This window comes from Bradyrhizobium septentrionale, assembly GCF_011516645.4.
Taxonomy (GTDB): domain Bacteria; phylum Pseudomonadota; class Alphaproteobacteria; order Rhizobiales; family Xanthobacteraceae; genus Bradyrhizobium; species Bradyrhizobium septentrionale.
In genome coordinates, this window is record NZ_CP088285.1 from 9,048,336 (window position 1) to 9,060,154 (window position 11,819).

General features: G+C 63.9%; 8 protein-coding genes and 2 riboswitches. Of the genes, 7 read left to right on the plus strand and 1 reads right to left on the minus strand.

Annotated elements, in window-relative coordinates; translation table 11 throughout:
• Positions 1 to 4: 4 nt before the first annotated feature.
• Complete coding sequence (locus HAP48_RS45520) at positions 5 to 1,624, minus strand: ABC transporter substrate-binding protein (RefSeq protein WP_166206641.1); 1,620 nt, start codon at positions 1,622 to 1,624, stop codon at positions 5 to 7.
• Positions 1,625 to 1,889: 265 nt separating this feature from the next.
• Here HAP48_RS45520 and HAP48_RS45525 point away from each other — a divergent pair, with 265 nt between their 5' ends.
• The 7 genes from HAP48_RS45525 (at position 1,890) to HAP48_RS45555 (ending at position 11,819) form a co-directional block, all read left to right on the plus strand.
• Positions 1,890 to 3,020 carry a M20/M25/M40 family metallo-hydrolase gene (locus tag HAP48_RS45525; protein WP_166206643.1) on the plus strand — a complete coding sequence of 377 codons (1,131 nt, stop codon included), beginning with the start codon at positions 1,890 to 1,892 and terminating at the stop codon, positions 3,018 to 3,020.
• A gap of 92 nt (positions 3,021 to 3,112) precedes the next feature.
• Positions 3,113 to 3,219, plus strand: a riboswitch (glycine riboswitch).
• Between the two features lie 3 nt (positions 3,220 to 3,222).
• A riboswitch (glycine riboswitch) is annotated at positions 3,223 to 3,338 on the plus strand.
• Positions 3,339 to 3,403: 65 nt separating this feature from the next.
• Positions 3,404 to 4,711: a D-amino acid dehydrogenase gene (locus HAP48_RS45530; protein WP_166206645.1), complete on the plus strand. Its 1,308-nt coding sequence runs from the start codon at positions 3,404 to 3,406 to the stop codon at positions 4,709 to 4,711.
• Positions 4,712 to 4,946: 235 nt separating this feature from the next.
• Complete coding sequence (locus HAP48_RS45535; protein WP_166206647.1) at positions 4,947 to 6,245, plus strand: ArgE/DapE family deacylase; 1,299 nt, start codon at positions 4,947 to 4,949, stop codon at positions 6,243 to 6,245.
• Between the two features lie 278 nt (positions 6,246 to 6,523).
• Positions 6,524 to 7,465 (plus strand): ABC transporter permease, encoded by a 942-nt coding sequence (locus HAP48_RS45540; RefSeq protein WP_166206649.1) that lies wholly within the window; start codon positions 6,524 to 6,526, stop codon positions 7,463 to 7,465.
• A gap of 3 nt (positions 7,466 to 7,468) precedes the next feature.
• Positions 7,469 to 8,356, plus strand: coding sequence for an ABC transporter permease (locus tag HAP48_RS45545; protein ID WP_166206651.1), 888 nt, complete (start codon positions 7,469 to 7,471; stop codon positions 8,354 to 8,356).
• Positions 8,353 to 10,017: an ABC transporter ATP-binding protein gene (locus HAP48_RS45550; protein WP_166206653.1), complete on the plus strand. Its 1,665-nt coding sequence runs from the start codon at positions 8,353 to 8,355 to the stop codon at positions 10,015 to 10,017. Before HAP48_RS45545 ends, HAP48_RS45550 begins: the two co-directional genes overlap by 4 nt.
• A 281-nt stretch (positions 10,018 to 10,298) precedes the next feature.
• The gene (locus tag HAP48_RS45555) at positions 10,299 to 11,819 is read left to right on the plus strand and encodes a M81 family metallopeptidase (protein WP_166206655.1); all 1,521 of its coding nucleotides are present in this window, start codon (positions 10,299 to 10,301) and stop codon (positions 11,817 to 11,819) included.

Below are 11,819 nucleotides of genomic sequence, written 5' to 3' on the forward strand. Positions count from 1 at the left end.
AAGCCTACTCGGACTTGTCGATATTCCAGAAGATCGGCGTCGCCGGTCCGTCGAGGACACCGGTCAACGACTTCCGCCAGGCACTCGGAACCGTGTACTGGCCGAGCGGAATGTAGATCACCTGATCGTAGGCCTCGGTCTGGATGTCAGCGGCGATCTTCTTCTTTTCCTCGGCCGAGCCAGCGCGCGCGAACTTGTCGCGCAGCTCCTCGATCTTCGGATCTTCGGCCCAGCCGAACCAGCCGCCGTTCTTGCCACGACCGGTGATCGACGCGTTGACGATCGGATCGGCGACGTCGGCTGCGACCCAGTTGGTGAAGAACATATTCCAGCCGCCTTCCTTCGGCGACTTCTGGCTGGCGCGGCGGGTCACGACGGTCTGCCAATCGGTGGCCTGGAAATCCACCTTGAAGCCGGCATCGCGCAACTGCTGCGCCACGACGATCGGCTGGGCCTTCAGCGTGGTGACATCGCCCGGCCCCATGATCACGACGGGCGTGCCGTCATAGCCGGACGCGGCAAGCGCCTTCTTGGCTTCCGCCATGCCGCTGCCCTTCACCAAGGTCTCGGCACCGACGTCGGTCTCCAGCGGCGTGCCGCAGACGAAGAAGGCGCCGCAGATCTTCTGGTACTTGGCATTGCCGACCAGCGCGTCGAGCACGTCCTTCTGGTTCATCGCCAGGAACGCGGCGCGGCGTACCTTCGGATTGTCGAACGGCGGATAGAGGAAGTTCATGCGACCAAGGGTCTGGAAGCCGAACTTGTTGAGCACGTCGATCTTGAGATCCGGATTGGCTTCGAGCACCGGCAGCATGTCAAACGGAAGCTGTTCCATGAAATCGATGTCGCCGGACTGCAGCGCGTTCACCGCGGTCTGCGCATCGGCCATCGTGATCCACTCGACGCGGTCGACCTTGACGACCTTGCCGCCTGCGGTCCAGCTCGCCGGCTCCTTGCGCGGCACGTAGTCCTTGTTCTTCTCATAGACCGCCTTCACGCCCGGCTGGAATTCCGCCTGCACGAACTTGAACGGTCCGGATCCGATCTGTTCCGGGATCGGCTTGTCCGGCGGCGTCTCGGCGAGACGCTTCGGCATCATGAACGGTACACGCGACGACGGCTTGCCGATCGATTCGAGCACGAGGCCGTAGGGCTCCTTCAGCTTCAGCGTGATGGTCTTGGCGTCGGTCGCCTCCAGGCTCGCGACGAAGTCCATCAGCTTCTGGCCCATGCCGTCGACCTTGCCCCAGCGCTGCAGCGAGGCGACGCAGTCTTCCGCGGTGACCGGCGCGCCGTCGTGCCACTTCAGGCCGTCGCGCAGCGTGAACGTATAGGTCAGCTTGTCGTCGGAGACCTTCCAGTCCGCCATCTGCGGCTGGATCTTGAAGTTGGAATCCGTCGCCAGCAGCGTGTCATAGATCATGTAGCCGTGATCGCGGGTGATGTAGGCGGTGGTCATGATCGGATCGATGACGCGCAGATCCGAGTGCATCACCGCGGTGATGGTCTTGCCCGCAGCCATCGCCTGCGGTGCAAATGACAATTCCTGCGGCGCGAACGACAGTGCAAGCGCCGTCAACGCAGCCGCGAGCGTGCGGTGCTTCCAACGCGAGATAGGGAACATGCAATCTCTCCTGACGTGAAACTGGTCAAAGCCGGCTTATTCGTTATGCATGAGGTTCGTTATTTAGGCGAACTAACATGCTGTATGGCTTGTGAAATCGAGACTTGCACCAAGCGCAATGCGCGTCAATCGGTTTCGGGCGAGATCGGACGTACACAAACGAATGAGGCCGCGCGCCAGATTTTGGCTTTACAAATTCGTCGGCTGAGATTTTCGTAACGCGCGCGCGATGCCGGCGCGATCAAAACAACAAGAGAGAAAAACGATGAACCCAGCCAATCTTCCCTTTGATTCCGAAGCGATGTTGCAGGGCCTGCGCGGCTGGGTGGAATGCGAGAGCCCGACCTGGGATTCGGCGGCAGTCGAACGCATGCTCGACCTTGCCGCGCGCGAGATGGCGATCATGGGTGCGACGATCGAGCGCATCGCGGGACGCCAGGGCTTTGCCGGCTGCGTCCGCGCCCGTTTTCCTCATCCGAAGCGAGGCCAGCCCGGCATCCTGATATCAGGTCATCTGGACACCGTGCACCCGGTCGGCACCATCGAGAAGCTGAAGTGGCGGCGCGAAGGCAACAAATGTTTCGGGCCCGGCATCTTCGACATGAAGGGCGGCAACTACCTGTCGGTCGAGGCGATCAGACAATTGGCGCGCGCCGCCTTCACGACGCCGCTGCCGATCACGGTGCTGTTCACACCCGATGAAGAGGTCGGCACGCCGTCGACGCGCGACATCATCGAGGCAGAAGCCGCGCGCAACAAATACGTGCTAGTGCCGGAGCCCGGCCGTCCGAATAACGGCGTCGTCACCGGCCGCTACGCGATCGCGCGCTTCAATCTGGAAGCAACAGGCAAGCCGAGCCATGCCGGCGCGACGTTGTCTTCGGGTCGCTCCGCGATCCGCGAGATGGCGCGGCAGATCATCGCCATCGACGGCATGACCACCGAGGACTGCACGTTCTCGGTCGGCGTCGTGCATGGCGGCCAATGGGTCAATTGCGTTGCGACGACCTGCACCGGTGAAGCGCTCAGCATGGCCAAGCGCCAGGCCGATCTCGATCGCGGCGTCGAGCGCATGCTGGCGCTGTCCGGCACCGCCAACGACGTGACCTTCAACGTGACGCGCGGCGTCACCCGCCCGGTGTGGGAGCCGGATGCCGGCACCATGGCGCTCTATGAAAAGGCAAAGGGCCTCGCGGCGGCGATGGGCCTCGATCTGCCGCATGGCAGCGCCGGCGGCGGCTCGGACGGCAACTTCACCGGTGCGATGGGCATCCCCACGCTCGACGGCCTCGGCGTTCGCGGCGCCGACGCGCATACGCTCAACGAACATATCGAGGTCGACAGCCTCGCCGAGCGCGGCCGCCTGATGGCGGCGCTGCTGGCGACGCTGGACTGACATCGATTTGCACTGCACAACACGTTGGCACTGCCGGATCGAAATTTAGCCTTGTCCAATTTTCAGGCTTCGCCTACGGTCCGGCCGTCCAACACGACGATGCGGGAGAGATCGAAGCGACAACATGCGTGTTGTTGGCTTCGGCGCCGACGGAGCAACCGCCCCGGAAACTCTCAGGCAGAAGGACTGTATCGTCAGGACGATCTGGAGAGAGACGGACATGGCCGCACATCAAGGGCCGTGACGTCCACCGAAGGGGATAGTTCGCTATTGGGCTCCGACCCGATGCGGATCAAGCTCTCAGGTACCGTGACAGATGGGGCGCCGACGCCGGTTTCACCGGTGGTTCGGCGACTCTAACCCACGGGAGCCTGAAGACCATCATGCCTCACATTGCGATCATTGGCGCCGGCATCACCGGCGTGACGACGGCCTATGCCCTGCTCGAACGCGGCTACCGGGTGACTGTCCTCGACAGGCATCGCTACGCCGCGATGGAAACCTCGTTCGCCAATGGCGGACAACTCTCCGCCAGCAACGCGGAAGTCTGGAACAGCGCCGCAACCATCCTCAAGGGTCTGCGCTGGATGCTCAGGAGCGATGCGCCGCTCTTGATGAACCCGAAGCCGAGCTGGCACAAGTATTCCTGGATCAGTGAGTTCGTCGGCAACATCGGCCGCTATCGCAGCAACACCATCGAGACCACGCGGCTCGCCATTGAGGCGCGCAAGCATCTGTTCTCGATCGCACAGCGCGAGAACATCGCCTTCGATCTCGAACGCCGCGGCATCCTGCACGTCTATCACGACAAGGCCGCCTTCGAAGCGGGCCTGCGGGTCAACACGCTGCTGCAGCAAGGCGGGCTCGACCGCCGGCCGGTGACCGCTGACGAAATCCGCAGCCTCGAGCCCGCGCTGCAGACGGCCTGCTATGGCGGCTTCTTCACGCCGTCGGACGCGACCGGCGATATCCACAAGTTCACCCGCGGGCTTGCCGACGCCTGCATCCGCCGCGGCGCAGCCTTCATCCACGAAGCCGATGTCGATGCGATCGCGCGCGGCGACGATGGCTTCCGTGTCAGTTGGAACGCTGCCGCTTCGCATGATGCCGACTTCGCGACGCGACATGAGTTGCAGGCCGACGGGATCGTGATTTGCGCCGGCGTCGCGAGCCGCCACTTCGCTGGCATGCTCAACGACCGCGTCAATGTCTATCCGGTGAAGGGTTATTCGATCACGGTGCAGCTCGATGCGCCGCAAAGCCGCGACGCTGCGCCGACCGTAAGCCTGCTCGATGAAGCTGCGAAAATCGTCACCAGCCGGCTCGGCGCCGACCGCTTCCGCGTCGCCGGCACCGCCGAGTTCAACGGCTTCAACCGCGACATTCGCGCCGACCGGATCCAGCCGCTGGTGGACTGGGTGCGACATCATTTCCCAGGGATCGACACGTCGGCGATCGTGCCGTGGGCGGGCCTGCGCCCGATGATGCCGAACATGATGCCGGTGGTTCGCGCCGGACGGATTCCGGGCGTGTTCTACAATACGGGCCACGGTCATCTCGGCTGGACGCTCTCGGCCGCGACGGCGCAGATGGTAGCAGGGGCGATCGATGATTGGAGCGACCTCGACACGCCTTCAATGGTGCCGTCGCAGGTCGATACGACCGAGACCACCCACGCAGCTTTCCCCTAATTATCCGGCCGGAGAGGAAGAATATGAGCGTATTTGCGTGTGGCCAAGTCGGAATTCGCCGAGAAACGCCGCGTGACTAGGACTAGCGTCACAACGGGGAAAAGCGCTTCATCTCGGGAGGGGACAATGCGCATTGGGGTGGCGGGCACGCATGACATTGCGCCGACTTCGTGCGCCGTCTTTCCAAGACAGTCAATGCTCAGGCTTCTGCGCCGGGCTCCACGAAAGGCGCGACATGACAACTGAGACGTTGACCAAGCCGGATCAGATTGCCGCAGAGCTGTGCGCGGCCGTCGATCGAAACTTCGACGATCAGATCGCGTTCCTGTCGCGCATGGTGCAGTTCCGCAGCTTGCGCGGACAGGAAGCGCCGCAACAAGTTTGGCTGGCCGAGCAGTTCGCAAAGCGCGGCTACGACGTCGATGTGTTCAGCCTTGCGGACGTCAACCTGATGAGCCATCCGAAGGCTGCGCCAATGGACGGCATCGATCTTGCCGGATCGCAGCAGGTTGTTGCGACGAAGAACAGCAAAGGCAGCGGGCGCAGCCTGATCTTGCAAGGTCATATCGACGTGGTGCCGGAGGGGCCCGCTGACCTTTGGGACCAGCCGCCGTTCGCAGGCGCCGTGCACGACGGCTGGATGTTCGGGCGTGGCGCGCAGGACATGAAGGCCGGTGTCTCGGCAATGATCTTCGCGCTCGATGCTATCCGCGACGCCGGATATGCCCCGGGCGGGCGCGTCCATCTGCAGACCGTGACCGAGGAAGAGAGCACCGGCAACGGCGCATTGTCCACTCTGATGCGCGGCTATCGCGCCGACGCCTGCCTCATTCCCGAACCGACCGGACACACGCTGACGCGCGCCCAGGTCGGCGCCATCTGGTTTCGCCTGCGCGTGCGCGGCACGCCGGTGCATGTCGCCTATTCCGAGGCCGGTACGAGCGCCATCCTGTCGGCGATGCATCTGGTGCGCGCGTTCCAGAATTACACCAAAACGCTCAATGCCCGAGCGCTCGACAACAGCTGGTTCCGCAGCGTCAAGAATCCGATCAAGTTCAACGTCGGGATCATCAAAGGCGGCGACTGGGCCAGTTCGACCGCGGCCTGGTGCGAGCTGGATTGCCGGCTCGGTCTCCTGCCGGGCGAGACACCGCGAGAGGCGATGCGTGGCATCGAAGAATGCCTGACTGAGGCGCACAAGGCCGACGACTTCCTGTCCGACAATCCGGCTGAGCTCGTGTGGAGTGGTTTTCAGGCAGACCCGGCGGTGTGCGAGCCCGGCAGCGAAGCGGAAGCAGCTCTGTCTGCCGCCCATCACTCCGTGTTCCAGGCTCCAATGCAGGAGCGCCTATCCACGGCCGTCAACGACACCCGCTACTATCGTGTCGACTACGGCATCCCTGCCCTTTGCTATGGTCCTTACGGCATCGGCCCGCATGCGTTCAACGAACGCGTCGAGCTCGACAGCCTTCGCAAGACAACGCAGAGCATCGCATTGTTCGTCGCCAACTGGTGCGGCGTGATGAGAGTGTGAATCGACCTGTCGTTTCAGGTCGGTGGCGCATGACGAAATGTGCAATTCGAAATAGCAGCTTCGGATAGAGCAGCTTCAGACCAAGGGAGGCTTTCAACGGGCTGAACCGCACCTTGATATAGCGTCGCCATTGGCACAGTATTTGCCTGCAAATTCATCACTTTCGCGCTAGCCTTGAGAGAAGATGCAGAAGCGCATGAGACACATCACGGGGACACCATGACTATGATGCGGCCCAGCCTTCGCTTCGCACCATCGGATGGGAGGAGATGGCAACGATGATCGGCTATCTCATCCGCCGCATCCTCGCCGCCGTTCCCGTGATGGGCGTGGTGGCCCTGTTCGTGTTCCTGTTGCTGCGGCTGACGCCGGGCGATCCCGCCGCAATTCTCGCCGGCGACAATGCGACGCCGGAACAACTCGAACGCATCAGGACCTCGCTTGGTCTCAACGAGCCGATCTACATCCAGTTCTACACCTGGGTCGCCAAGCTGCTGCACGGCGACCTCGGCGTCTCCCTGATCTCGAACAAGCCGATCCTCGAGATGATCGGCCCGCGCCTCGAGCCCTCGATCTCGGTCGCGCTCGCCACCATCATCCTCTCGATCCTGGTCGCGGTGCCGCTCGGCGTGATCGCGGCGTGGAAGCACGGCACATGGATCGATCGCTTCGTGATGGGGCTTTCGGTGCTCGGCTTCTCGGTGCCGGTGTTCGTGATCGGCTATGTGCTGATCCAGATCTTTGCGATCGATCTGCGCTGGGTGCCGGTGCAGGGCTTCAAGAGCATCTCGGCCGGCTTCGGTCCGTTCTTCCAGCGCATCATCCTGCCGACCTGTACGCTCTCCTTCATCTATGTCGCCTTGATCGCGCGCATGACGCGGGCTTCGATGCTCGATGTTCTGGGTGAGGATTACGTGCGCACGGCACGCGCCAAGGGCATCGGCGAGACCGGCGTGCTGCTGCGCCATGCGCTGCGCAACGCCGCGGTTCCGGTCATCACCGTGATCGGTTCCGGATTCGCACTCCTGATCTCCGGTGTCGTCGTCACCGAGAGTGTGTTCAACCTGCCCGGCATCGGCCGCCTCACCGTCGATGCGGTGCTGGCGCGCGATTATCCGGTGATCCAGGCGATGATCCTTCTGACGTCGGGTATCTATGTCGCGGTCAATCTGTTGATCGACCTCGCCTACACCCTGCTCGATCCTCGTATCCGGTACTGAGCAATGGCGATCGAAACCCTTCCCGAATCCTCTATCCCCGTCACCCGGCCGTTCCGCGTCAAGCTCGGCTTCCTCACCTCGACGCCGATCATCGCGGTTGCGACGATCTGTCTCGCCCTCATCATCCTGATGGCGATCTTTGCGCCGCTGCTCGCGCCGCACGATCCGCTGCTGCTGACGCCGTCGCAGCGGCTGAAGCCGTCGAGCGCGCAATACCTGCTCGGCACCGACGCCTATGGACGCGACCTGTTGTCGCGCGTCATCTACGGCGCACGGATCTCGCTGGTGATCGGGCTCGGCGCCGCCGTCTGCTCGATCGCTATCGGGCTGCTGATCGGCCTCGTCGCCGGCTTCTTCCGCTGGGTCGACGCGGTGTTGATGCGCGTGATGGACGGCTTGATGGCGATCCCCGCCATCCTGCTCGCAATCGCCGTGGTGTCGCTGTCGGGCGCCAGCATCTGGACCGTGATGGTCGCGATCACCATCCCCGAGATCCCGCGCGTGGCGCGGCTGGTGCGCTCGGTGGTGCTGACCGCACGCGAGGAGCCCTATGTCGAGGCTGCGATCTCGCTCGGCTCCAGCCTGCCCAAGATCATGTGGCGGCATTTGATGCCGAACACGATCGCGCCGCTGATCGTGCAAGGCACCTATGTCTGCGCATCCGCGATCCTGACCGAGGCGATCCTGTCGTTCCTCGGCGCCGGCATCTCGCCGGAAACGCCGACCTGGGGCAACATCATGGCCGAGGGCCGCGCCTACTTCCAGGTCAAGCCGTCGCTGATCTTCTGGCCGGGGCTGCTGCTTTCGATCGCCATTCTCAGCATCAATCTGATCGGCGACGCCGCCCGCGACGCGCTCGATCCCCGCATGAAACAGCGTGAGGGCAAGTGACCGCAACCAGCTCGACCAACGTCGTCCTCGACATCAACAATCTCGTCGTCGGCCTCGGCCGCAAGCAGGATGCGCACCGCATCATCGACGACCTCTCGCTGCAGGTGCACGAAGGCGAGACGCTCTGCCTGGTCGGCGAAAGCGGCTCGGGCAAGTCGGTGACCTCCTTGACCGTGATGGGCCTACTGCAGAAGGGCACGCTGGTGCCGTCCGGCGGCAGCGTCAAACTGGTTGGCGAGGAGCTGCTCACCGCCAGCGACCGGCGGCTGCGCCAGCTTCGCGCCACGCGGATGGCGATGATCTTCCAGGAGCCGATGACCGCGCTCAACCCGGTGGTGCCGGTCGGGCGCCAGATCGACGAGGTGCTGCGCGCCCATACCGATCTCGACGCCCGCGCGCGGCGCCAGAAGATCCTGGCAATGATGGAGCATGTGCGGCTGCCGGACGTGGAGCGTATCTTCTCGTCCTACCCGCACCGCCTGTCCGGCGGACAGCGCCAGCGCATCATGATCGCGATGGCGCTGGTGCTGGAGCCGAAGCTCCTGATCGCCGACGAGCCGACCACCGCGCTCGACGTCACCACCCAGAAGCAGATCCTCACCCTGATCCGCGACCTGCAGCGCGATCACGGCACCGCGGTGCTGTTCATCACTCACGACATGGGCGTGGTCGCCGAGATCGCCGATCGCGTCTCGGTGATGCGGCACGGCCGGCTGGTCGAGACCGGCCCGCTGCAGGACGTGCTGCGCAATCCGACGATGGAGTACACCCGCAATCTCTTGTCCTCGGTGCCGAGCCTGGTGCCGCGCGCGCCACGCCCGGAGACGACCGAGCCGGTGGTGCTGGAGGCCAACGAGCTCAGCAAGGTCTACCGGGAGCGGTCGCTGTACGGCAAAGCCCGTGAAGTCGCGGCCGCCAGCAACGTCACGCTCACTCTGCGCAAGGGCCGCACCCTTGGCATCGTCGGCGAAAGCGGCTCCGGCAAATCGACGGTGGCGCGCTGTATCGTCCGCCTGATCGATCCGACCTCGGGCGGCGTGCGCCTCGCCGGCCGCGAGATCTCCGACCTGTCGCGCCGGCTGTTGCAGCCGCATCGCCAGAAGATCCAGATCATCTTCCAGGACCCCTACCGCTCGCTCAATCCGCGCATCACCGTCGGCGAGAGCATCGCGGAGGGCCCGATCAATTACGGCATGCCGCGCAAGGACGCGCTGGCGCGGGCCCGCGAGCTGCTCGAGCTGGTCCATTTGCCGCCCGACGCGATCTCACGCTACCCGCACCAGTTCTCCGGCGGCCAGCGCCAGCGCATCGCGATCGCACGCGCACTGGCGCTCGATCCCGACGTTCTGGTGGCGGATGAAGCCGTGTCCGCGCTCGACGTCTCGGTGCAGGCGCAGGTTTTGAACCTGCTTGACGAAATCCAGCAGCGTCTGGGCATCGCACTGTTGTTCATCACGCATGATCTGCGCGTCGCCGCACAAATCTGCGACGACGTCGCCGTTATGCAGCGCGGCCGCGTCGTGGAACAGGGACCAGCGGCCGAGGTGCTGACCAATCCGCAGCAGGCCTATACCCGCGCGCTACTTGATGCCGCACCCGGCCGCGGCTGGGATTTTGCGAACTTCCGCCCGGTTTCGGAAGGCATTGTGGCGACGGCCTAAGTCTTTAGCCGCAGCCTTACGACCTAGCCTTGATGACCTGGCCTTATGACCTGGCCTTATGACCTGGCCTTGGGCCTTTACGCCCATAGGGCATGCAAATCCGGTAGTGCTCCCCGGCTTGCGCTGGGCGCGACGACACGCTTAACGTCGCGCGCTAGAGCGTGAGCCGGAAGGTGGATACCAGCTTCTCCGAAAGATCGCGCTCCAACCAACGAGACGAGATCGTGGCGCGGGCCGTTCCAATCGCATCATGGTCGAAGAAGCGTATCGAGACCAACTTGATGACCCGCATTGCCGTTGGCGGCTTCCTGCACGAGACCAACACCTTCGCGCCGACGAAGGCAACCTATGACGACTTCGTGCATGGCGGTGGCTGGCCGTCGATGACGCATGGGGCCGATGTGCTCAAGATCATGCGCAAGATCAATGTCGGCCTCGCCGGTTTTGTCGAGGCGGCGGAAGCCAATGGCTGGGAGCTGGTGCCGACGATTTTCGCGGCGGCGAGCCCATCGGCGCATGTGAACAAAGATGCGTATGAGCGGATCGTGGCCGAAATGGTCGACGGCATCGCAGCCGCCGGGCCGATCGATGCCCTCTATCTCGACCTGCACGGCGCCATGGTCGCCGAGCACAATGACGACGGTGAAGGCGAGGTCCTCGCCCGCGTACGCAAGGTGATCGGCAACGACCTCCCCTTGGTCGTGAGCCTCGATCTGCATGCGAACGTCTCGCCCAGGATGATCGAGCACGCCGATGCGCTGATCGCCTACCGCACCTATCCGCATGTCGACATGGCCGACACCGGCCGCGCCTGCGCCAGGCATCTGGCGCTGCTGCTGAAAACAAAGCAACGCTTCGCAAAGGCGTTCCGGCAATTGCCGTTCCTGATCCCGATCAGCTGGCAATGCACCAACGACCAGCCGACCAAGGGCATCTATCAACAGCTCGCCGCGCTCGAGAGCGACGCGGTGCCGACGCTGTCATTTGCGCCGGGCTTCCCGGCGGCCGATTTCCGGGATTGCGGGCCGAGCGTGTTCGCCTATGGCCGGACCCAGGCCGATGCGGATGCCGCCGCCGACAAGATTGTCGCCCTCGTCGAAAGCCATGAGGACGATTTCGACGGCCGTATCTACTCGCCCGACGAAGGCGTCCAGCTGGCGATGGAACTGGCAAAGTCGGCAAGCAAGCCGATCATCATCGCCGACACCCAGGACAATCCCGGCGCCGGCGGCGATTCCGACACCACAGGCATGCTGCGCGCGCTGGTGCGCAACAGAGCGAGCGCCGCGACCGGCGTGATCTACGACCCGCAATCGGCCAAGGCCGCACACACCGCCGGGATCGGCGCGACCGTCACGCTCGAACTCGGCGGCAAGTCCGGCATTCCCGGTGACGCGCCATACCGGGAGAGTTTCGTGGTCGAAAAACTGTCGGACGGCAAGTTCGTTGCACCGGGCCCCTATTTCGGCGGCCGCGACATGGATATGGGACCTTCCGCCTGCCTGCGCATCGGCGACGTCCGCGTCGTGGTCGGCTCCTACAAGGCCCAGCTTGCCGACCAGTCGATGTACCGCTATGTCGGCATCGAGCCGACGGCGCAGAAGATCCTGGTCAACAAGAGCTCGGTGCATTTCCGCGCCGATTTCGAGCCGATCGCCGAAAAGCTTCTGATCTGCGCCGCGCCGGGCGCGATGCCGGCCGATACCGCTACGCTGCCGTGGAAACATTTGCGTCCCGGCATCCGTATCAAGCCCAACGGCCCGACTTTCGCACCCACTTCCCCATCACGTACAAACGGATAG